Here is a 23,757-nt window from a genome sequence, read left to right on the forward strand (position 1 = left end):
GAGCTTTCTTTGGTGAAATCTCTGAGGTTATGAGCCAAAATTAACCACTAAACTGGCGTAACTAGTGAGTTATTAAGTTATTTTGTCATGTGATATGGAGTGACCATGTCAGGTAAAGATTTTGAACCGATCGGCAGACGTAATAAAAAAACTGCTGGGAAAAAACAGTCTTCATCTCGCCGCCGTAGAGACCGCGATGACTATGACGATGAAGATTTATTTGAAGATGATGATATTGATGAACAATATCTCGATGATGAAGATGAAGAAGAGCAAATGGCTAAAAAAGGCTCAAAAAAGAACAAGCCTCGGAAGGTAAAAAGTAAATGGCGTTGGTTTTGGCTGCTAGTCAAACTGATGATCGTATTTGCTGTTTTACTCGCGGCATATGGTTTTTATTTAAACCAACAAATTAAAGAACGTCTCGATGGTAAGGTTTGGGATTTACCCGCCGCAGTATACGGCCGGATGGTTAATCTTGAACCGGGCATGGACTACAGCCAGGCTGAAATGGTTCGCCTGCTTGAAGGTATGCAATACCGTAAAGTGAGTAAAATAACGACATCGGGCGAATTTGTAGTACGCGGTAATAGTATCGAAATCTTACGCCGACCGTTCAATTTCCCTGATCAAAAAGAAGGGCAAATACTCGCGCGTATGGTGTTTGATAATAACGCGTTGAGCAAAATTGAAAATATGGAAAACGGCCGCTCATTTGGCTTTTTCCGCTTAGACCCGAAACTGATCACGATGATGCAGTCGGCGAATAATGAGCAACGGTTAGTTTTACCAATATCTGATTTCCCTGAGTCATTAGTTAAAATCTTACTAGAAACCGAAGATCGCAACTTTTATGAGCACGATGGGGTCAGTTTGTACTCTATTGGCCGTGCTGTTGTTGCTAACTTAAGTGCAGGACGCTCCGTTCAAGGGGGAAGTACCTTAACTCAGCAGTTAGTCAAAAATCTCTTTTTGACTAATGAACGGACATTAAAGCGTAAAGCGAATGAAGCGTACATGGCGGTTTTACTGGACTACAACTACAGCAAAGAGCGCATTTTAGAGCTGTATTTAAACGAAGTCTTTTTAGGCCAAAATGGTAATGATGAAATTCGTGGTTTCCCATTAGCGAGCTTGTATTACTTTGGTCGTCCAATCAATGAACTAAGTTTTGATCAACAGGCGTTATTAGTCGGTATGGTGCAAGGGGCATCAACGTATAACCCTTGGACTAAGCCACAAAATGCGATTAAACGCCGTAATATCGTACTGAAAATCTTGGAAACACGCGGTGTGATTGACCAAGAAATGTATCAGGTACTGAGCGCAAGGCCTCTCGGTGTGAAAAATAAAGAAGGGCTAGTGGCTTCTCAACCTGCCTTTATGCAAATGGTTCGTTCAGAACTCAATGAAAAATTGGGCGATAAAGTTAAAGAACTCTCTGGTGCGAAAATTTTTACCACTCTAGATCCTGTGGCTCAAACTGCGGCTGAAAATGCAGTTGAGAATGGTGTCGCTGATTTACGTAAATCTCGTAAATTAGATGACATAGAAGGTGCAATGGTGGTAGTTGACCGCATTAATGGCGAAGTACGCGCTATGGTTGGTGGTTCTCAGCCCCAATATTCAGGGTTTAACCGTGCGTTAAATGCACGGCGCAGCATTGGTTCTCTGGCAAAACCTCCGGTATACCTCGCTGCACTAAGTGAACCGGACCGTTTTCGTTTAAATACATGGTTAAAAGATGAGCCACTAACAGTAAAAGTCGGGAATCAAAACTGGAGCCCAAGAAACTACAGCCGTAATTTCAACGGCCGTATGATGTTAGTTGACGCTTTGGCAAAATCACAAAATATCCCAACGGTAAACTTAGGGCTAGAGGTTGGTTTAGACCAAGTGTTTAATACTTTTGTACGCTTAGGAGCTCCTGCGGCTGCCATGGAAAAAGTTCCTGCGATGTTATTAGGTGCAGTTAACCTAACACCAGCGGAAGTTGCTCAAGTTTATCAAACCATTGGTGGTGACGGTAATCGTGCGAAATTATCTGCATTGCGTTCTGTTATTGATGGAGATGGCAATGAAATTTACCAAAGCTACCCATCTGCAGAGCGAGCAGTACCTTCCCAAGCGGCATACCTCACATTGTATGGCATGCAGCAAGTGGTTAAACAAGGTACGGGCAGAGTCTTATTGACCAAATACGCCAAGTATAATTTAGCCGGTAAAACAGGGACAACTAACGATCTACGCGATAGCTGGTATGCAGGTATTGATGGCAAAGAAGTGGCGATTGTGTGGGTTGGCCGTGATAATAACGGTCCAACACAATTAACAGGGGCGACAGGCGCACTGAAAGTGTACCAACGCTACTTAGATAACCAAGCGCCATTAGCACTTATCAACCGTGCACCAGAGGGCATTGTTGATATGCAAGTCACTGCTGACGGCCAATTAAGTTGCTCAAACTTCGGCGGCGGTAGAATGTTGCCGATTTGGACAGATAACCCAGAAGGGTTATGCCAAGCGTCAGAAGAGCAAGCCCCGATCTGGGACTTAAATGGTAATAATGGCGAGCAACAAGATGATGCGCCGGATTGGGTTAAGGATATGTTTGGCAATAATCCCTAAATTCTCGTCATATTTCAAGTTGTGGCTGTGTTGGCTTCATTCGTCAACCCTAGTCACATACTTGTGTATGCTCCTAGGGATTTCCTTATTTGCCGCCTTGCCACAACTCGAACTATTTAGAGAATTAATTAGTTGGCGAATTGCTTATTTGAAAGGCTAATTATTTGAATACTAATTAGTTAGGGAATTGTGGTGTAAGGCTTTTCTCGTCATATTTCAAGTTGTGACTGTGTTGGCTTCATTCGTCAACCCTAGTCACATACTTGTGTATGCTCCTAGGGATTTCCTCATTTTCCGCCTTGCTACAACTCGAACTCTTTAGAGAATTAATTAGTTGGTGAATTGCTTATTTGAAAGGCTAATTATTTGAATGCTAAATAGTTAGGGAATTGTGGTGTAAGGTTTTTCTCGTCATATTTCAAGTTGTGACTGTGTTGGCTTCATTCGTCAACCCTAGTCACATACTTGTGTATGCTCCTAGGGATTTCCTCATTTTCCGCCTTGCCACAACTCGAACTATTTAGAGAATTAATTAGTTGGTGAATTGCTTATTTGAAAGGCTAATTATTTGAATGCTAAATAGTTAGGGAATTGTGGTGTAAGGTTTTTCTCGTCATATTTCAAGTTGTGACTGTGTTGGCTTCATTCGTCAACCCTAGTCACATACTTGTGTATGCTCCTAGGGATTTCCTTATTTGCCGCCTTGCCACAACTCGAACTATTTAGAGAATTAATTAGTTGGCGAATTGCTTATTTGAAAGGCTAATTATTTGAATGCTAATTAGTTAGGGAATTGTGGTGTCGAACCTAGAGTTATCTATTCTTAACTATATATTAACTACATCTTAACTATAAAAAAATAGAGGTGAAAATGGATAAAATTTCACCTCTATAACATCAATGTGAATTAATTCTCTTTAATTTTCATCAATGCAGTTTCTGCGGCTTTGATAGTTTTCTCAATGTCTTCATCGTTGTGGGCGATAGACATAAAGCCAGCTTCAAATGCAGAAGGCGCGAGGTAAATACCTTGCTCTAACATGTAATGGAAAAATTTCTTAAAGCGCTCAATGTTGCATTTCATCACATCTTGGTAGCAAGTTACGGTTGGGGCGTCGGTGAAGAAAATACCAAACATGCCACCGACGTGATTGATAACCATCGGGATACCTTGCTCTGCGGAAACACGTTTTAAACCACGAGCTAACTTTTCTGTTAATTCATTTAAACGTGAGTGGACTCCCGGCTGAGAGACTTCTTTTAAGCAAGCGAGGCCAGCAGCCATCGCGACAGGGTTACCAGATAAGGTCCCTGCTTGGTAAACAGGCCCAATTGGTGCTAGTTTTTCCATAATTTCAAGGCGGCCACCGAAGGCACCAACAGGCATACCACCACCGATGATTTTACCTAAACAGGTTAAATCAGGTTGAACATCGTAGTAATCTTGTGCTCCACCTAATGCGACGCGAAAGCCTGTCATGACTTCATCAATGATGAGTACGGCATTGAATTCATCACATAATGCACGTAAACCGGGTAAAAATTCAGCTGTTGGTGGTACGCAATTCATATTTCCTGCAACAGGTTCAACAATGACACATGCAATATCTTCTGGATAATTTTCAAATGCTTGGCGGACTGAAGACAGGTCATTATAGGTACAAGTTAATGTGTGTTTTACAAAATCTTCAGGAACGCCAGGAGAGTTTGGTTCGCCCATAGTAAGCGCACCAGAACCCGCTTTGACTAATAAGCAATCTGCATGGCCATGATAGCAGCCTTCAAATTTGATGATTTTGTCACGGCCTGTGTAACCCCGAGCTAGGCGAATTGCGCTCATGGTCGCCTCAGTGCCTGAATTTACCATGCGTACCATATCCATAGAGGGAACTAGTTCACAAACTAATTCAGCCATTTCAACTTCAGCGGCAGTCGGAGCGCCAAAACTTAATCCTTTATGAACCGCTTTGATCACGGCATCACGGATCTCAGGATGGTTATGGCCTAAAACCATTGGTCCCCATGAGCCAACATAATCTACATAGGCTTTACCATCAACGTCATAAATATAAGCGCCATCCGCTTTTTCAATAAATAATGGGGTTCCACCAACACCATTAAAAGCACGAACAGGGGAGTTTACACCACCAGGAATTTGTTCTTTTGCTTGTGCGTAAAGTTTTTCAGATTGTGACATCGCAGGGCTCCAGAAAGAGGCTAAGAAAAAAATTGCTCTCATTCTAAAGCACCACACCAATTAAACCAAATGTTGATACGAAGATATGCACAATGTGTCTAATTGCGTAACAACACTTGAACCATTTAGTCAAGTGGCGGATAATTAGGTTAATTGATCTGAGTAGGTTTTAGCCTACACATGAATTTACCGGTCACCGGTTTGGAGTAAAAAATGAGTGATGATGCGGCTCTGCCTTTGCAATTTACTGATGCGGCAGCAATTAAAGTTAAAGATCTAGTCTCTGATGAGGACAACCCAAACCTGCGTCTGCGTGTTTATATCACTGGTGGCGGATGCAGCGGTTTCCAATATGGTTTCACATTTGATGATCAGATCAATGAAGGCGATATGACAATCGAGAAACAAGGTGTTGCTCTTGTCGTAGACCCAATGAGCCTACAATATTTAGTGGGTGGAAGTGTTGATTATACTGAAGGCTTAGAAGGTTCGCGCTTTATTGTGACCAATCCGAATGCTAAGTCTACTTGTGGGTGTGGTTCGTCTTTCAGCGTCTAATTTTCGTCATATTTCGAGCTGTGGCGGTGTTGGCTTCATTCAGTTACTCGGGTCACATACTAATGTATGCTCCCCGAGATATCTTCATTTGCCGCCTTGCCACAACTCGAACTATTTAGAAAATTTTTGTAATTTGTAATTTGTAATTCTCAATCAGATAATGCGTTTAACTGCTCGCACAGTTGTTCTGTCGCATTAACAATCCTTGGGCCTGCTCGGTGAAACCAATCTTCATTTAATCGGATAATTGGGACATTGAGCTGTGAGTGCCAAAATTTTTTCACTGTTTTTTCCTGTTCGGCTGAACCAGTCATAATAATTACATCTGGCTTGCGAGTGAGCACCTGCTCACGACTGATTTGAGGCCATTGAACTGTGCTATTAGCAAAAATATTTTCACTACCACAAAACTCTACGACATCATTTTGCAGCGTGTGGTTACCTGCGCTAAATAAAGGCTGAGTACCGAGTTGAATGAACACTTTCTTTGATTTTTTATTAGAAATTTTTTCTTTTTGATAAGGAGCGAGCCTAGAGCGCATTTTTTCAACATTTTGTTGTGCTATCTCTGGGGTTGGGCTGTATTGTGCTAATTCAATCACTGAGTTGATGACATCATCAATAGTTTGAGGATCGAAATAAATAATTGGGATACCGAGGCCTGCGAGTTGATCAAGAGGCCGCTGGGGGTTACCTCCTCGCCATGCGAGGATTAAATCAGGTTTAAGTGCGATAATACGTTCTACATTTAAACCTTGCCAATCAGAGACTTGTTCTAATTTTTTTGCTTGCTCTGGGTAATCGGAGTAAGCACTGACCGCAATTAAGCTATCTCCAAGCCCTGCTGCATAAGCAAGTTCAGTATTGGCCGGTGATAAACTAATAACGCGCTGCTTTGCTGCTCCTAGTGCAGAAAAGGCCACCAATAAAGCACATAATAAGGTGATAGTAAGGGAAAAATAATGCGTTATTCGTTTCATAACAAAATTCATCGTAGAATTAATTAAAAGGTATAACTAACAAATGGTTATACCTTTTTTGCAAATGATTAAGCGAGTTTAGCTAAAATTGCTGTGATCATCAGGGAAGATTGACGGGCAGCAACAGGTAAAAACTCATCGAAGCTCGTGTGGGATTCTTTATCTGCAACATCTGAAATGGCACGAACGACGACAAATGGAATGCCAAATTGGTGACATACTTGACCAATCGCGGTGGCTTCCATTTCTACTGCCGCAACTTGTGGGAACATCGCTTTGATGCGCGCTAGTGGCTCAGCACCATTAATAAAAGCATCACCGCTACAGACTAATCCACGAACAGCGTTCATATCCAATAACTTAATGCACTGCTCAGCAACTTCAATTAACTTAGTATCAGCAACGAAAGCTGGCGGACACTGTGCCATTTGGCCGGGTTCATAACCGAATGCGGTCACATCAGCATCATGGTAACGAACTTCTGTAGAAACCACGATATCGCCGACGTTTAAACGAGGGTCTAAACCACCTGCGGAACCTGTGTTAATCACGACATCTGGTTGGCAATGCTCTAATAATAGTGTTGTACCGATTGCGGCTGCGACTTTACCAATACCTGATTTCAATAACGCAACGTCAACGCCATTAATTTGGCCTGTATAAATCTCACAACCAGCACGGTTAATAGTTTGGCAGTTTTCAATTTGTGAGCGCAAAATCGCCACTTCCTGTTCCATGGCACCAATTATTCCAACTTTCATTTTGTCTCCTTTTCCCTGCACAATTTGCACTATTAATGTCAATATAGTGTCAATATTTTGACTAGGGACGATAATGTTTTATTGTGTTATTGCTGCATTCTTCGAGTGGGCTCGCAATTTTAATTGCAACAACTCGAATTTTGACAACGAAATTACAAAGATGCACGAAGTGTAACATTGAAAGGTGAGTCGTGAAGGTTTTTTCCTGTATTTAGGCTATATAATGAAACATCAATCGAAATAGGGAAGGTGGCAGAGTGGGTGAGATTAATTTTGTTAAGAAGCTAAACTTTCAGCGTAACTACATGAGCAGTGCGAAAAACCAAAAAATTTCACCTAAAGATGAAGATGCGGTTAATCGCTTATTTGAAAGTGATCGTGGGCGGATTATCAATTCAGCAGCCATTCGCCGCTTACAACAAAAAACACAAGTTTTTCCCTTAGAGCAAAACGCAGCAGTGCGTAGCCGATTAACTCACTCACTAGAGGTTCAGCAGGTTGGCCGTTACATCAGTAAAACGGTTTTAGGTGAATTAAAAAAGAAAAAATTACTGGAGCCCTATGGGCTAGATGAACGTTGTGATGCGTTTGAAAGCTTAGTCGAAATGGCTTGTTTGATGCATGATATCGGTAATCCTCCATTTGGGCACTTTGGTGAAGCTGCAATTCAACGGTGGTTTATCAAGTTACTGTCGCCAAGTTACTTGTATACGCCGAATTCCCCTGACCCATGCCAAATACCGGCATTACAATTAACTGGAAATGAAAAGCAAGACTTATTCCGCCGTCAATTAAAGCAGGATTTATGCTCATTTGAAGGTAATGCGCAAGGGCTGCGCATGGCGCATCGTTTACTCAAACTAAACTTAACTTATGCACAAATTGGTTCTATCTTAAAATATACGCGTGGAGCTTATGATTTGGAGCCAATTCCCCCTGAGTTTGATTATTTGATGAAAAAACCAGGCTATTATTGGTCAGAGGTGGACTTTGTCAGTGAGTTAACCAAAAAACTCGATATGGAGAAATACTGCCGTTTCCCTCTGTCCTATATTATGGAAGCGGCTGATGATATTTCATATTGTATTGCTGATTTAGATGATGCCGCGGAAAAAGGCATTTTTACTGTTGAGCAGTTGATTGAGTACTTAAAAGCAGAGTGGGGTGATATTGAACAAAATGATTTGTTCGATCAAACTGTCATGCGAGCTTTCAATAATATCAGTGACAACCACACAAGGCGTATTCAGCAAGATCAGTTCTTTATGTATTTGCGCGTGAATATTACAGGGAAGTTGTCTCATTACAGTGCACTGCAGTTTATTAAAAATCTGCCTGAAATTTATAATGGCACTTTTAACAGCGCTTTGTTAGAAGATAAAAGCCCAGAACATAGATTACTGAAAGTATTGAAAACAGTGGCTTTTAAACATGTATTTAACCACCATGAAGTTGAAGAGTTAGAGTTGCAAGGCTACCGAATTATCAGTGGGTTATTAGATTTTTATAGCCCATTACTGATGATGAATAGAAGGGATTTTGCTGAGCTCGTTGAAAAAAATTACCACAAGCACTTTTTCATTGAAACGAGATTGTTCCATAAATTATCTAATAAGCATCGCTTATCTTACACGGAAGCACTTGAGAAAATTTCTGCAACGAATGAAGCAGATAAATCTATTCTGGAGTTTTATTATCGAGCTCGTTTGATTCAAGACTATATTAGCGGTATGACAGACCACTATGCCTATGAAGAATATCGTAAATTTATGGTTAGTAATTAATATAATAATTGAATGGCATAATAAAAATGGAAAAGTAGTCAATCAAATGATAGGAAAAACAGGTATAATGGGACTGGCCGTTTTTCTGGATTAATTAGCGAAAAAAACAACGCATTAAAATTGAAAACTCGGCAATCATGATTTTTATAACTTAATACTCTGTAGTGACTACTTTATGGCTCAATTTTACTCTCCTAATCGCCGTACCACTTCACGCCGTCAAATCACGGTTGTAGCTGATAGCCTCGATGCTGCAGGGCAAGGTGTTGCCCGTATCGAAGGAAAAACCATTTTTGTAACAGGTTTATTGCCTGGAGAAGAAGCACAAATTGAATTGACGGAAGAGAAGCGGCATTTTGCTAAAGGGAAGGTGACTAAACGCTTGAGCACGAGCCCACAAAGAGTAAAGCCTCGGTGCCGTTATTTTAATCAATGTGGGGGGTGTCAACAGCAACATGTTGACATTGCACTGCAAAGAGAAAGCAAAGCTCATGCCTTAGCTTATCTGATGCAGCGCGAAACATCGCTAGATATATCCGTTCCCACGGTGATTAGTGGTGAGCCATATGGTTACCGCCGTCGAGCTCGATTAGGTCTACAGTATCAGCCTAAAAGTAAAAATGTCGTTATGGGGTTTCGTCAATCTCAATCTAACACATTGGTTGATATAAAAAATTGTCCTATCTTGTCCCCTGATTTGGATATCTTACTAAAACCACTTTCTGAATGTATTAACCAGCTCAGTAATAAATCGAAACTGGGCCATGTAGAACTTATTCGTGCAGACAATTGTAAAATTGTATTGATTCGTTACTTAACCCCTTTTTCGTTATCAGATACCCAAAAGTTAAGCGATTTTGAAAATCAGCACGGAGTGTCTATCTGGTTAGCGGGTAATGATGAAAACTTACAGGCTCTGTCACCAAATTCGCCACAACCTGAATATCAAGTTGCAGGGGAGTTACTAAAATTTAATCCGTTAAATTTTATTCAAGTGAACGGGCAAGTTAACCAGCAGATGGTAGAACAAGCTTTAGCATGGTTAGATCTAAACAGTGAAGATAGGGTATTAGATCTTTTTTGTGGAATGGGTAACTTTACGTTGCCAATTGCACGGTTAGTGAAATCCGTTGTGGGTGTTGAGGGTGTGGAAAATTTAGTCGAACAGGCACGAAACAATGCACAGCTCAATACTATTTGTAATGCGACATTCTATAATGAAAACTTAGAAGCCCAGATACACACACAACCTTGGGCGGTTCATGGCTTTAATAAAGTGTTATTAGACCCAGCTAGGGCTGGAGCCGCTGGCGTTATGGAACATTTAATTAAACTGATGCCAGAAAAAATTGTCTATGTTTCATGTAACCCCACAACATTGGCAAGAGATAGTAAAGTTTTACTTGATGGGGGCTATCAATTATTACAGTTGCGGATGCTAGACATGTTTCCGCAAACTAGCCATTTAGAGTCAATGGCGTTATTTATCCGTCGCCCAGAGGTTTAATAGGTAGGGAGAACATATGGTTGCAGTAAGAAGTGCGCATCTTACCCCAGCAGGTGAGTTTGCCCCAGAAAAGTGGGTTAACGGCCTGGGATTGAGTAATAAACAATCAGAAGAAAAGCTCATCCATACCTGGCAATATTGTCACGATAAATTAGCCGGACAAGAAATCGCCCCTCTGTTACTGTGGCGTGGTATTGAAATGACCGAGATCCTATCGACATTAAGTATGGATATCGGCAGCTTACAAGCGGCTTTGCTTTTCCCCTTAGTGGAAGAAGGGAAGTTAGAAGAACAAGAAGTTATTGATGAATTTGGCAAATCCATTCACGAACTTGTTAAAGGCGTGCTGGAAATGGATGCGATCCGCCAACTCAAAGCAACACAATCAAGCGAAACCAGCTCGACACAAGTCGATAATATTCGTCGTATGCTACTGTCAATGGTAGAGGATTTCCGCTGTGTTGTTATTAAGTTAGCGGAACGAATTGCTCATTTACGTGAAGTCAAAGATGCAACGGAAGATGAGCGCGTCTTAGCTGCAAAAGAGTGTTCAAATATTTATGCTCCTTTAGCAAATCGCCTAGGAATTGGGCAGTTAAAATGGGAGTTAGAAGACTTTTGTTTTCGTTATTTGCATCCCGATGAATATAAGAAAATTGCAAAGCTCCTCCATGAACGTCGTATTGACCGTGAAGAGTACATAGATACTTTCGTAACAACCTTACGTAAGTACATGTTAAAAGAGAATATTCAAGCAGATATCTATGGCCGACCTAAGCATATTTACAGTATTTGGCGTAAAATGCAGAAAAAATCATTGGCATTTGATGAACTGTTTGATGTGCGAGCGGTGCGTATTGTCGTTGAACGCTTGCAGGATTGTTATGCTGCATTAGGAATTGTTCATACCCATTTTCGCCACCTTCCTGATGAGTTTGATGACTATGTGGCGAATCCAAAGCCTAATGGTTATCAATCGATTCATACAGTAGTATTAGGGCCAAACGGCAAAACACTTGAAATTCAAATTCGTACCCGTCAAATGCATGAAGATGCAGAGCTGGGGGTTGCGGCGCATTGGAAATACAAAGAAGGCGCGACTGGTATTGGCAAAGGAAGTAGCTACGAAAACCGTATTGCGTGGTTACGTAAGCTGATTGCATGGCAAGAAGAAATGGCAGATTCTGGCGAAATGCTAGATGAAGTTCGTAGCCAAGTGTTTGATGACAGAGTGTATGTTTTTACCCCAAAAGGGGATGTGGTGGATTTGCCAGCAGGCTCGACGCCGCTTGATTTCGCTTATCACATTCACAGTGATGTCGGCCATCGTTGTATTGGTGCAAAAATAGGTGGTCGTATTGTTCCATTTAGCTATCAATTACAAATGGGTGACCAAATTGAAATTATCACTCAAAAGCACCCAAACCCAAGCCGTGACTGGTTAAATCCTAACTTAGGGTATGTAACAACCAGCCGTGGGCGAGCCAAAATCCAAAATTGGTTCCGTAAACAAGATAGAGACAAAAACATCCTCGCAGGGCGCCAAATTCTAGATAGCGAATTATCGCAGCTTGATATCAGCCTCCGAGAGGCCGAAAAACTGCTAATCGCGCGCTATAATGTTCACTCATTGGATGAAGTTTTAGCCGGAATTGGTGGTGGTGATATTCGTATCAACCAATTAGTGAATTTCCTGCAAAGCAAATTTAACAAAGCCACCGCAGAAGAAGAAGACCGCGCGGCAATGAAGACATTAGAAAGTAAGTCTTCACTCCCAAGAGCACCATCCCATGGTAGTGGTCGAGTGGTGGTTGAAGGGGTTGGTAACCTAATGCACCATATTGCACGTTGCTGCCAGCCAATTCCAGGGGATGAAATTGTCGGTTTTATCACGAAAGGACGAGGTATTTCTATTCACAGTGCGGATTGCGAACAATTAGCTGAGCTGCAAAGTCATGCGCCAGAACGTGTGATAGATGCAGTTTGGGGAGAAAACTATTCCAGTGGTTATTCTCTCGTGGTTAGAGTTGTCGCCAATGACCGTAGTGGTCTACTACGTGATATCACGACAATATTAGCTAATGAGAAGGTTAATGTGCTTGGCGTCAGTAGCCGCAGCGATGTGAAGCAGCAATTAGCAACGATAGATATGACAATTGAGCTGTATAATATTGAGGTGCTGAGCCGGGTGTTAGCAAAATTAAATCAGTTGCCGGATGTTATTGAGGCAAAACGCCATTCCCAGTGATTTTCTTCATATTTTGAGTTGTAGGGGTGTTGGCTGCACTTAGCTACTCGGGTCACATACTTATGTATGCTCCCCGAGATATCTTCGCTTGCCGCCTACCTACAACTCAAACTATTTTGAAAATCAGTACTGTTATATTGTCAGTGGTTTTCTTCATATTTTGAACCGCAGCGTTGTTGGCTGCGCGCTCTCATCTTAGTCACATACCGATGTATGCTCCTACATTTTCTTCATATTTTGAGCCGCAGCGTTGTTGGCTGCGTGCTCTCACCCTAGTCACATACTGATGTATGCTCCTAGGGTTTCGTTTACTTGCCGCCTAGCTGCAACTCAAACTATTTTGAAAATGGCTCCGATATATTCTAAAAATCACATTTTCCGAGTTACCTAGAATTGTTTTTTAATTGTTATTAATGAGTGAAAATGGCTTTTTCCTGAAAAATTTGTTGAACAGGTGTCATTTCTGATAAGTTTGAGATAAAGATGACAATTAGAAACAAAAGAAAATCAAAGGTTAATACAATGAGTCAGGAAAAACCCGAAATCGAACGCTTATTATCCATTATGGCACAGCTGCGTGACCCACAAACAGGTTGCCCATGGGATAAAGTACAGACATTTAAAACTATTGCACCTTATACACTTGAGGAAACCTATGAAGTGCTTGATGCGATAGAACGTGAAGATTTTAACGACTTAAAAGGTGAGCTGGGCGACTTATTGTTCCAAGTGGTTTTCTATGCGCAAATGGCGAATGAAAAATCATTGTTTGATTTTAATGATATTTGCCAAGCAGTGAGCGATAAGCTTGAACATCGTCACCCATATATTTTTGATACAAATAACACATTGAGCAGCTCGGAAGTGATTGAGGGATGGGAAAAACGAAAAGCAAAAGAGCGAGCTGAAAAATCGCAGTTTTCTGTGCTAGATGATATCCCGAATTCGCTCCCAGCACTAATGAAAGCCTATAAAATTCAAAAGCGTTGTGCTTCGGTCGGTTTTGACTGGGATACGTTAGGCCCTGTTGTGGGTAAGGTTCATGAAGAACTTGAAGAGGTGATGGAAGAAGCCACACAGGTGGTTGTTGACCAAACTCACCTAGAAGAAGAAATCGGCGATTTATTGTTTGCCGTAGTGAATTTATCTCGCCATTTAGGTCATAAACCTGAAATAGCGTTGCAAAAAGCTTGCAACAAATTTGAAGGCCGTTTTCGTCAAATCGAAAAAAGCCTAGCGGAAAGTGGCAAAACGACAGAAAGTGCTACACTTGATGAGATGGAAGGGCTTTGGCAGCAGGTTAAGAGTCAAGAATAAAATGGTTCGTCATATTTCGCACTACAGCGTTGTTGGCTGCGTTCGGCTACTCAGGTCACATAACTGGTGTATGCTCCCTGAGATATCTTCTCTTGCCGTCTAGCTTTGCTCGTCATATTTCGCACTACAGCGTTGTTGGCTACGTTCGGCTACTCAGGTCACATACTTGTGTATGCTCCCTGAGATATCCTCTCTTGCCGCCTAGCTGTAGCACGAACTATCTAGAGCATTAATTATATATAGAACGAAGCATCTACAGAAAAATTCGATATGGTTGGTTTGTTCTAAAATCACCTCATGCAATGGCTCCAAACAAAGCTTCAAAAACAATATGTAGGTTGAAGTTTTCGAAGGTTAAATGTGGAGAGTTAGAGTAAATAGTTATTCAAAATCAAAGTTAGTGCAGAATCGCATTTTTTACACCATACAATGAGCTGAAAGGATTTAGCTTTTGTGTTTGAACTGTGTTAATCTATAAAAATAGATAAAGATGACTAATTTTGAAGCGATAAATATTTTTCGCTTTTAACTTGCTGATAATATTAGAGTATTGATGAAATTTAGCCTTATTATGCTTAGAACATTTGTAGCGAAATTAAGGTTCGGGTATACTGTTTTCCCGTCCTGTTATATCCATCATCTTTTAAACCTAAACTTTCAGGTTCAGCATGAAAACTAATTATATTTTTGTGACCGGCGGGGTCGTATCCTCACTGGGTAAAGGCATTGCCGCAGCCTCTTTGGCGGCTATACTCGAAGCCCGTGGACTCAATGTGACTATTATGAAACTGGATCCCTACATTAACGTAGATCCAGGCACTATGAGCCCAACCCAACACGGGGAAGTTTTCGTTACAGAAGACGGCGCTGAAACTGACTTAGATTTAGGTCACTATGAGCGTTTCATCCGTACTAAAATGACACGTCGTAATAACTTTACGACTGGGCGTGTTTACTCTGAAGTTCTGCGCAAAGAGCGCCGTGGCGACTATTTAGGCGCTACAATTCAAGTTATCCCTCATATCACTAATGAAATTAAAGACCGCATCATCCGTGGTGGTGAAGGCCATGACGTTGTTTTGGTTGAAGTTGGTGGTACAGTTGGTGATATCGAATCATTGCCATTCCTTGAAGCGATTCGTCAAATGGCAGCTGAAGTTGGCCGTGAACGCACATTATATTTGCACTTAACATTAGTGCCATACCTTGCAGCGGCTGGTGAAGTAAAAACTAAGCCAACTCAACATTCTGTGAAAGAATTACTGTCAATTGGTATTCAACCAGATGTGCTGATTTGTCGTTCAGACAGAGTGATCCCAGCAAATGAACGTGCAAAAATCGCATTGTTCTGTAATGTGCCAGAGAAAGCGGTTATTTCTCTCAAAGACGTTGATTCAATTTATAAAATCCCAGCCTTATTGAAATCACAAGGTTTGGATGAATACATCTGTAACCGTTTCCGCATTGATGCGCCAGAAGCTAATTTAGCTGAGTGGGAACAAGTTATTTACGAAGAAGCCAATCCCGCTGGTGAAGTGACTATTGGGATGGTGGGTAAATATGTTGAGTTACCAGATGCGTATAAATCTGTAATTGAAGCATTAAAACACGGTGGCTTGAAAAACCGTTTAACTGTGAACATCAAATTAATTGATTCACAAGATATTGAAACTCGAGGTGTTGAGTTACTAAAAGGTTTAGATGCTATTTTAGTACCAGGCGGCTTTGGCGAGCGTGGTGTTGAAGGGAAAATTCTGACCGCTCAATATGCACGTGAAAACAAGATCCCTTACTTAGGAATTTGTTTGGGTATGCAAGTCGCATTGATTGAATTTGCACGTAATGTTGCCAATATGGCAGATGCAAACTCAACAGAATTTAAAGCGGATTGTAAATTCCCTGTTGTTGCGCTGATTACTGAATGGCGCGACGAAGAGGGTAACCTTGAAGTACGTTCAGAAGAGAGCGATCTTGGTGGAACAATGCGTGTTGGTGGCCAACCATGTCATTTAGTGAATGGTAGCCTTGTACGTGAAATGTATGGTTCAGAAACTATCATTGAACGTCACCGCCACCGTTATGAGGTGAATAATTTACTACTGAAACGTATTGAAGATGCGGGCCTAAAAATTGCAGGCCGTTCAGTGGATAATAAGCTGGTGGAAATTATTGAAAACCCTAATCATCCATGGTTTGTGGCTTGTCAGTTCCACCCAGAGTTCACCTCTACACCAAGAGATGGTCATCCGTTGTTTGCAGGTTTTGTTAAAGCCGCTGGTAAGTACCAGAAAGGTGAGTTGAAATAAGATATGGGGAAGTCGGCGCAGGTGCACCAACTTCCCAAAATTTAACTTGTACTGAGGAAAACCTAATGTCCAAAATTGTTAAAGTGATCGGTCGTGAAATCATTGACTCTCGTGGTAACCCAACTGTAGAAGCTGAAGTTCATTTAGAAGGTGGCTTTGTTGGTTTAGCTGCGGCACCATCAGGTGCGTCAACAGGTTCTCGTGAAGCTCTGGAACTGCGTGACGGTGATAAAGCGCGTTTTCTGGGTAAAGGTGTTCTGAAAGCAGTTGCTGCAGTTAATGGCCCAATCGCAGAAGCGCTGATCGGTAAAGATGCTAAAGACCAAGCTAACATCGATAAAATCATGATTGATCTCGATGGCACTGAGAACAAATCTAAATTTGGTGCAAACGCAATTCTCGCTGTATCTTTAGCAAATGCTAAAGCAGCAGCAGCGGCGAAAGGTATGCCTCTGTATGAGCACATTTCTGACTTGAATGGTACTCACGGTCAATACTCTATGCCTCTGCCGATGATGAATATCATCAATGGTGGTGAGCATGCTGATAACAACGTTGATATCCAAGAATTCATGATCCAGCCTGTTGGCGCACCAACGTTGAAAGAAGCGGTTCGTATGGGCTCTGAAATCTTCCATCACCTAGCAAAAGTACTGAAATCTAAAGGTATGAATACAGCTGTAGGTGATGAAGGTGGTTATGCGCCTAACTTAGAGTCAAACGCAGCAGCATTAGCAGCAATTAAAGAAGCGGTTGAGCAAGCAGGTTATGTGTTAGGTAAAGACGTAACACTGGCGATGGACTGTGCAGCATCTGAGTTCTATAACGCAGAAACCGGTAATTATGAGCTGAAAGGCGAAGGCAAAACCTTCACTTCACAAGAGTTCACACATTATTTAGAAGAACTGACTAAACAGTACCCAATCGTATCTATCGAAGATGGTCTGAACGAGTCTGACTGGGATGGTTTCGCATACCAAACTAAAGTTCTTGGTGACAAAATCCAACTGGTTGGTGATGACCTGTTTGTAACTAATACTAAGATCCTAAAAGAAGGTATCGATAAAGGTATAGCTAACTCTATCCTGATCAAATTCAACCAAATCGGTTCTTTAACTGAAACTTTGGCTGCAATTAAAATGGCGAAAGATGCAGGCTATACAGCCGTTATCTCTCACCGCTCAGGTGAAACTGAAGATGCTACTATTGCAGATTTAGCAGTTGGTACAGCGGCAGGCCAAATCAAAACAGGTTCTATGAGCCGTTCTGACCGTGTTGCTAAATATAACCAACTGATTCGCATTGAAGAAGCATTAGGTAAAAATGCACCATTCAATGGCTTAAAAGAAGTTAAAGGCCAAGCATAATTATTTATTGCTTAGCAAGTTAATGAATAGGGAAGCTTAGGCTTCCCTTTTTTTGGGTTATTTATTGTATTAATGCAACAAATATAATTGAGTTTTTTTATAAAATTCAATCTGAATTTGTTTTTTGATTATGGTACTAAAGGAGATATTAATTTACAGTCATTATTCATTTTAGATAAATAATTAATTTTTATTCAAAGGAATGAATGCAATGACAGTAAAAAAATATACAGAAGTAATTGAAAAAATAAATGAAATCATCAATAAATATACGCTAGATACAAGCGAGTTAATTAAAATTGGCTCAACGGCAGAAAAAGGAGATATAACATTAACTAAATATGATAACTCACGATATGATATTAGTTATTATGATAGCGAGCAGCCTGATCCGTTTGTAATTAAAAGTTATTTACTCAATAATAATAATTATGATGCAACTCATTTATATCCCTCCTATGTAGATATTCCTAAAAAACCATCAGATACGTTTCTCTTATTTACAGGTACTTTAAATAAAAATTCTATTATAGTTACCAATCATGATAAAGATCATTATCGAGTCTATAATGATTGCAGAATGAATAGTTCAATTTTATATGATGATGTTGTTATGTCTGCTGATTATCAAGATTATAAAATAAAAAATGGTACAAATGGTAATGCGACAGCATATATGCAGTTTGTAAATAATGATTGGCAATTAGTCTTACAAACACAAGAGGTTAAAGATTTTAAGGGTGAAAGGAAATCATTTGCAATAGAAGGGGAAAATAGAATATTAAAATATATTCCTAATAATAAAATGGATAGTATAAATAAAAATAAATTTGAAAACACTCGGGAAAATACACATGTCAAAATATTGTCTATAGCAAAGAAATTAAATTGCTTATATGTGGATGAGAAAGGTAATAATATATTTGAAACGGAACGAAAATTAGATAGCGCTAAAGCATGGCATGAGTTTATTACATCTATAAGTATAAAAATAAATAATCATGTAAAAATGTTAAAAAGTTTCCAAGAAGTATGGCAGAAACAACTTCAGGAACTAAATGGGAAAATAAATAAAACAATAGATGATAAAGTTAAAATAAAATCTTTAACACGAAAATTAGCACAAAGTGATATTCAAATTAGTCTTTATCATAATCATTATAATAGAATACTGTCTGAAGGGAACCAAATAGAAAGAAGTAAGTTATGGTGGGAAATAAAAAAAAGTAAAGGTATGAACGCTGTTGTTAAAAATGAAGAACAATCAATATATGGCGGTATTAATGAATATAAGCAAACAATCAATGAGCGATATGAAAATTTAGTTTTTGTTCATAAAAATTCTAATAAACCTTCATTTAGAAATAGTTTTAGTGAGGGCATGAACGATTTTTCAGAAGTCAATATATCAGGATTAAAGAAGAATATGACTTCAATAGAACTGAAAAAATTATATTTGACTCAAGACCTTAGCCCTATAGAACGAGGAGCTTTATATCAAAGAATTAATAATGTAGGTCACTCCGAATATATAAAATATGTTTTGAATGAAACAGGAAAAGTTAGTGAATTATTTTATTCATTAAATAGCCAAATTAATCGATTAATGCCACAAGATTTTTATTTAACGCTGATAGGAGATGATTCTCGAGGGCGTTGTTACCCTTTGGTTAGAGCTATGTCAGTTGCATTAGCAAAAGATGATCAAAAAGGTGCGGATACTTTATTTAATAAACTTTATATAGCATCAGCAAATCCTAAAGATAATGATTCAATATTAATAAAAACGGCATTGGAGCGATTACATTCGAATGTGGAAGCAATAGAGGCATCATTTTCTCATGGTAGAATTAATATCAAAGAAACACAGAGTTTATTAGAGGCGCAGCAAAAAACAATGATGTTTGCTATTAATAGTCAAAATCACTCGATGCTTATTGGTAAAACTATAAATGATAAAAAATCACACTATTATTTTTATGATCCTAACTTCGGTTTGTTTTCGTTTAATAATAGTAAAGAACTATTTTCAGCATTTAAAAAATTTATGGTAGATAACAAAATGGCTGATTTTTACTCAGCCTTTGGGAGCAATAAAGATCCGGTTTTTGAAGTGATTTCGATTATTACCGATGATATGTCGAGTGTTCCTGTGGGGAATGGGTTAAGTGTAACTCATTTAAGTGAGCCTATTTCACTGAGTTTAATTACTAAACGTGAAAGTAAAACTAGTAGGATCGTTAATAAACAACTTGCTATTCAAAGAGACATTCAATTGAAAGGAACATTGGCTATGTTAGAAGCAGAACAATGGGGATACCGTTTAGAAACTTCTCTTGCCAATTTATCAATGAACTATCAATTTAATAGAAAATGGGTGCCTATATTTTCTACACTGAAAGAGGATGAGAAAGGTAAATATCAACTTCAATTTATAGATTATGATGATCCTGAAAAAAGCCATTGGATTGAAATGGATGATCCGACAATTAAAGAGTTTAATCATTATTATGAAAAGCAAGTAGCATTATTTGGAGAAGGTTATTTTTTTGATGGGGAAAAATTAATTCCCCAAAAGAATATAGATAATAACAGTGAATATAATATCAATGAGCCATCGTTCGATGGATTAAATGCAGGAATAGCTATTCAGTCTTTGATGCTATGGTATTCAGATAAAAACCATAATAGAAACGGAATGAATAATGATAATTTTAACTTAGCATTAGCATTGAAAATACATAGTTATATTAATTATGGAATGATATTTCATGGAGCTCTGAATGATTTAGCTAAAATTGTAGGTATAATTCGTAGTGGGTTAAATGAAAATATTAGCTATGAAGCTAAAAATATTAGTCTGTTTTCTACTTCATTAGCTCAAACAGTAAATGAAGGTGTTACTGTTTTATTTAATGGTACCTTAGTCGGCTTTGATATATATGAATTGACCTATGCAAAAGATGAACCTCATAAGATTATATTTAGTACACAACTTGCTTTTGACTCTGCGAGTTTTGTCACAGGAGGACTCAGTTTAGGAACCGGTGCTTTAGGAGTAACGGAAGCTTCAGTATTTATGGGGGGAGCTGGGGTTATTTTTGCAGGGTTAAGTATTGGTTTCACTGGTTTGGCGCGTAATTATGCAGTGATAGGAGAAGATGCTAAATCGGTAGGTAGATATTTCTATCAGTTAGACCAAGCATATAAAAATAACGGATATGATTACTTACCTGATAAAAGTATTGTTCTTCCGCGCGCTGGTGCAGTTTTTAAAACAATAGATCTTAGAAATAACCAAATTGAATTTGATAGCCAATATATCTATAGGACTAGCGCACATTCTGCAGGAGGCGGACGGAAAAATTATATTTTTTGGGCGGGTAATTTCCCTACAATGGTACATGACCGTCAACAGGCAATTAATATTCGTAAAGGTATCGGATATAATATGAGTAGTCGATATTATGGTTATTTAGATGCGCAAATAATTGCCTTGCCTATCACGCCAAAATCGTATATTAAATATGATTACAATTTATGGCCAGGAGCAACAACACGTCATGATAGTGGATTTGATGTTATTCGTCGTTTAGAAAACACAGATAAATTTGATTATGACTTTTATATATTTCCAAGTGAAAATACTATTACTCAGATATTTCATGAATATGTAGATACAGAAATAGAAATAAAGTTAAATAATCAATATAGACATTTAGTTATTCCAAAAATACCCAGTGAGTGGCATGGGAAAATTAAATATTCGATAAGGGGTGATGGTGGAGTATATAAAATTAGTCCACAAATAGGTGCAGAAATAGAATTGATTGATGACTCAAATAAGTTATCGACTTCTCACTGGATAATTAGTGGTGGGTTATTAGGTAAAAATGACATTATTGTTAGTTCTGACCGTATAGATGTAGGTGGAGTAAAAATAAAAATAGACCAATCAGTATCAAAAAAAGATTTTTTATACATTAATAATAATAATGAAGTTTATAAAGTAGATTTTTTAAACTTAGATGTAAATTTAATTGGCGAAGATGGAAATAAGTGGGTCGGACATAATGAAGAGTTATCTAATCATTTAAATAAATTAAATGAACAACATAAAATTATGGGGCAGTACGTATTAATTGAAAATTATCAGTTTGGGAATGTTAATGTAGGCCGAGCATTTTATCAGGTTTCTACAGGGAGATATATTTTCACTGACTCATCGGAACAATATACTAAAAATGCTGATCTATTTTCTCCATTAGGGACGGGGGCATGTTTTTACTCAAAAGATAATAATATATTGTGGTTAGTTGATCAGGATAATAAAGTTCAATATACGTATATTATTAATAATAATGCTCAGCGGAATTTTGAATTAACTAAGTTATGGGTTAGTAATGAAAATATTTATTTCTCATGTCGTTATCCTAGTGAAGGAGTTCATGAAGTCGCAAATTATATGATAAATGGAAATGAAATTATATTAGTTAGTGTTTCTATTGATGAGCTGACTCATTATCAGTTTTTTGAAGAAAAATCGGTCATACCTAAGGATATTTCAGATGTGATTTTTGGTAAGTATTTATTGTTAATTGATAAAGTAAAAGATAAAAAAACAATATATAGTAAAAGTGTGAAGCTGGCTGATGTCATCCAAATATCAGGAATTGATAAAAATAATAATATATATCATTATTGGTTAAGAGAAAGAGACGGTGTTATCATAAGGCCAAATGTTACTTCATATAATCTTGCTCTCGATAACAAAGAATTATTTGAGCCTAAAGATTTAATGTTTGTTGGGTTTTTATTAAACAATGATGGGAAAGAAGTATTCTTTTTTTATAGTCATAAGGAAAAATCAATATATCGACAAGTTGGAGAAAATCCAAATTTCTTTCAAATAGAAAAGCAAGAAATCAAAAGGATAGAAACCGAAAATATTGAGAGTGTTATATTCAGTCAAAGTAAAATTTTAATTATTAGTAATAATGGCATTGTGAGTCAAATTAACGCTCAAGGTAATATTCAACCTGTGGCACTAAATCAAAAGTGGTTTGATTCACATTCAACAAGATGGTGGGAAGATTTTGGTCAATTAGAGTCAAATCAAGGAGTATATGCTTTACTTGGATTAAAAATGAGTGATAATCAAGCTATTATTCCTGCTTGGTATGAAAATAAAAGTATTGTTATTGCATATCAATTATCATCAAAGAATACATTGCAATATTTAGGAATAGACGAGTACCGTTCAGCAGCAATTATTTTTGATATGGAAAATAAAAAACTTTATTGGCAACCAATTGTAAGTGAAGCTGCTTTAGTTAAAGCTTTTGATAAAAATAATTTAAAAAATACTTTATCACTACCTTCAATGTATGAGATATACCCAAATATTAAATTTGATACAGTTAAAAAATTAAAAAATGGATTGTTAATGTATACAACTAATGATGAGATTTTATATTATAGTAAGGGAGAGAATAATTTAGATGGTAATAAAGAGGGATTCTCATCATCTTTATTAATTAACGGTGGAAATTCAAGGGATATAATTAACCCACCAGTTATCAATAATGTAAAAAATATTGTATTAAGTGCGGGAGATAAAGAAGATAGTTATGTTATTTCTAGAGCAGCGTGGCTACATTATCAAGCAATTATCATTGATAATAATGCGAGCGATCGTTTGACAGATACACTTGTTTTACCTGTTGACGATATGAACTCGCTAGCTGTTAATCGCCTAGGAGATGACCTTATCCTGACGGATATAAATACAAATAGCATACTTATTATTAGGCGTATATTTTCTGCTAATGCTCAAGGATATGAACACCTTCAATTGCGATTTTTAAATTCTAACGAAGATATTAGGGTAAAAACTATTGTAGATAGTTATTTGTTGACTGATGGGCTTATGGTTACTAATACACCGAATGAGTCTGATGAAGAAATACTGTTGGCTCATGACAATCAGTTAGCACAGCTTTCATCAATGACATCATCATTAAACCATCGTGAAAGCATGTCTAGACATCAGGATATAATACAGCCTTCGTTGGTTACTGGACCTATTTTAGTGGGATAAAGCA

At 38.4% G+C, this 23,757-nt stretch carries 12 protein-coding genes; 9 read left to right on the forward strand and 3 right to left on the reverse strand.

What is annotated here, in order from left to right; genetic code table 11:
• Positions 1–105 precede the first annotated feature (105 nt).
• Positions 106–2,628, forward strand: coding sequence for a bifunctional glycosyl transferase/transpeptidase (gene mrcB, locus P3L40_RS06150; RefSeq protein ID WP_210853429.1), 2,523 nt, complete (start codon positions 106–108; stop codon positions 2,626–2,628).
• Between the two features lie 907 nt (positions 2,629–3,535).
• Here mrcB and hemL read toward each other — a convergent pair.
• Positions 3,536–4,825: a glutamate-1-semialdehyde 2,1-aminomutase gene (gene hemL, locus P3L40_RS06155; RefSeq protein ID WP_210852418.1), complete on the reverse strand. Its 1,290-nt coding sequence runs from the start codon at positions 4,823–4,825 to the stop codon at positions 3,536–3,538.
• 213 nt (positions 4,826–5,038) lie between these two features.
• On the opposite strand from hemL, the gene erpA reads away from it, so the two are divergent.
• The gene (gene erpA / locus P3L40_RS06160) at positions 5,039–5,383 is read left to right on the forward strand and encodes an iron-sulfur cluster insertion protein ErpA (RefSeq protein WP_004260480.1); all 345 of its coding nucleotides are present in this window, start codon (positions 5,039–5,041) and stop codon (positions 5,381–5,383) included.
• Positions 5,384–5,532: 149 nt separating this feature from the next.
• Here the strand turns inward: erpA and btuF are convergent, their stop codons facing one another.
• Both btuF and mtnN read right to left on the reverse strand, forming a co-directional pair.
• Positions 5,533–6,363, reverse strand: coding sequence for a vitamin B12 ABC transporter substrate-binding protein BtuF (gene btuF / locus P3L40_RS06165; protein WP_210852358.1), 831 nt, complete (start codon positions 6,361–6,363; stop codon positions 5,533–5,535).
• A gap of 68 nt (positions 6,364–6,431) precedes the next feature.
• Positions 6,432–7,124, reverse strand: a complete 693-nt coding sequence (gene mtnN, locus P3L40_RS06170) for a 5'-methylthioadenosine/S-adenosylhomocysteine nucleosidase (protein ID WP_036958290.1) — start codon at positions 7,122–7,124, stop codon at positions 6,432–6,434.
• A 257-nt stretch (positions 7,125–7,381) separates the two neighbouring features.
• On the opposite strand from mtnN, the gene dgt reads away from it, so the two are divergent.
• The 7 genes from dgt to P3L40_RS06205 all read left to right on the forward strand — a co-directional run bounded on the left by dgt (position 7,382) and on the right by P3L40_RS06205 (position 23,753).
• The gene (dgt, locus tag P3L40_RS06175) at positions 7,382–8,908 is read left to right on the forward strand and encodes a dGTPase (RefSeq protein WP_136133981.1); all 1,527 of its coding nucleotides are present in this window, start codon (positions 7,382–7,384) and stop codon (positions 8,906–8,908) included.
• Between the two features lie 175 nt (positions 8,909–9,083).
• On the forward strand, positions 9,084–10,415 hold the full coding sequence (rlmD, locus tag P3L40_RS06180; protein WP_136133982.1) for a 23S rRNA (uracil(1939)-C(5))-methyltransferase RlmD: 1,332 nt from the start codon (positions 9,084–9,086) through the stop codon (positions 10,413–10,415).
• A 16-nt stretch (positions 10,416–10,431) separates the two neighbouring features.
• Complete coding sequence (relA, locus tag P3L40_RS06185; protein WP_096863274.1) at positions 10,432–12,663, forward strand: GTP diphosphokinase; 2,232 nt, start codon at positions 10,432–10,434, stop codon at positions 12,661–12,663.
• Between the two features lie 522 nt (positions 12,664–13,185).
• A complete protein-coding gene (gene mazG / locus P3L40_RS06190) occupies positions 13,186–13,980 on the forward strand; it encodes a nucleoside triphosphate pyrophosphohydrolase (protein WP_247605777.1) in 795 nt (264 codons plus the stop codon).
• A gap of 668 nt (positions 13,981–14,648) precedes the next feature.
• Positions 14,649–16,286: a glutamine hydrolyzing CTP synthase gene (gene pyrG / locus P3L40_RS06195; protein ID WP_004260455.1), complete on the forward strand. Its 1,638-nt coding sequence runs from the start codon at positions 14,649–14,651 to the stop codon at positions 16,284–16,286.
• A 65-nt stretch (positions 16,287–16,351) separates the two neighbouring features.
• A complete protein-coding gene (eno, locus tag P3L40_RS06200; protein ID WP_004260453.1) occupies positions 16,352–17,653 on the forward strand; it encodes a phosphopyruvate hydratase in 1,302 nt (433 codons plus the stop codon).
• A 211-nt stretch (positions 17,654–17,864) separates the two neighbouring features.
• A complete protein-coding gene (locus P3L40_RS06205) occupies positions 17,865–23,753 on the forward strand; it encodes a TcdA/TcdB pore-forming domain-containing protein (RefSeq protein WP_210852362.1) in 5,889 nt (1,962 codons plus the stop codon).
• The last annotated feature ends 4 nt before the right edge of the window (positions 23,754–23,757 follow it).

The sequence above is a fragment of the Providencia sp. PROV040 genome, from assembly GCF_032706145.1.
GTDB lineage: Bacteria > Pseudomonadota > Gammaproteobacteria > Enterobacterales > Enterobacteriaceae > Providencia > Providencia hangzhouensis.

Excerpts from the sequence above, each read along its gene's own strand:
- mrcB (WP_210853429.1), top strand. The coding sequence starts at position 106 with ATGTCAGGTAAAGATTTTGAACCGATCGGCAGACGTAATAAAAAAACT.
- hemL (WP_210852418.1), bottom strand. The coding sequence starts at position 4,825 with ATGTCACAATCTGAAAAACTTTACGCACAAGCAAAAGAACAAATTCCT.
- erpA (WP_004260480.1), top strand. The coding sequence starts at position 5,039 with ATGAGTGATGATGCGGCTCTGCCTTTGCAATTTACTGATGCGGCAGCA.
- btuF (WP_210852358.1), bottom strand. The coding sequence starts at position 6,363 with ATGAAACGAATAACGCATTATTTTTCCCTTACTATCACCTTATTATGT.
- mtnN (WP_036958290.1), bottom strand. The coding sequence starts at position 7,124 with ATGAAAGTTGGAATAATTGGTGCCATGGAACAGGAAGTGGCGATTTTG.
- rlmD (WP_136133982.1), top strand. The coding sequence starts at position 9,084 with ATGGCTCAATTTTACTCTCCTAATCGCCGTACCACTTCACGCCGTCAA.
- relA (WP_096863274.1), top strand. The coding sequence starts at position 10,432 with ATGGTTGCAGTAAGAAGTGCGCATCTTACCCCAGCAGGTGAGTTTGCC.
- mazG (WP_247605777.1), top strand. The coding sequence starts at position 13,186 with ATGAGTCAGGAAAAACCCGAAATCGAACGCTTATTATCCATTATGGCA.
- pyrG (WP_004260455.1), top strand. The coding sequence starts at position 14,649 with ATGAAAACTAATTATATTTTTGTGACCGGCGGGGTCGTATCCTCACTG.
- eno (WP_004260453.1), top strand. The coding sequence starts at position 16,352 with ATGTCCAAAATTGTTAAAGTGATCGGTCGTGAAATCATTGACTCTCGT.
- P3L40_RS06205 (WP_210852362.1), top strand. The coding sequence starts at position 17,865 with ATGACAGTAAAAAAATATACAGAAGTAATTGAAAAAATAAATGAAATC.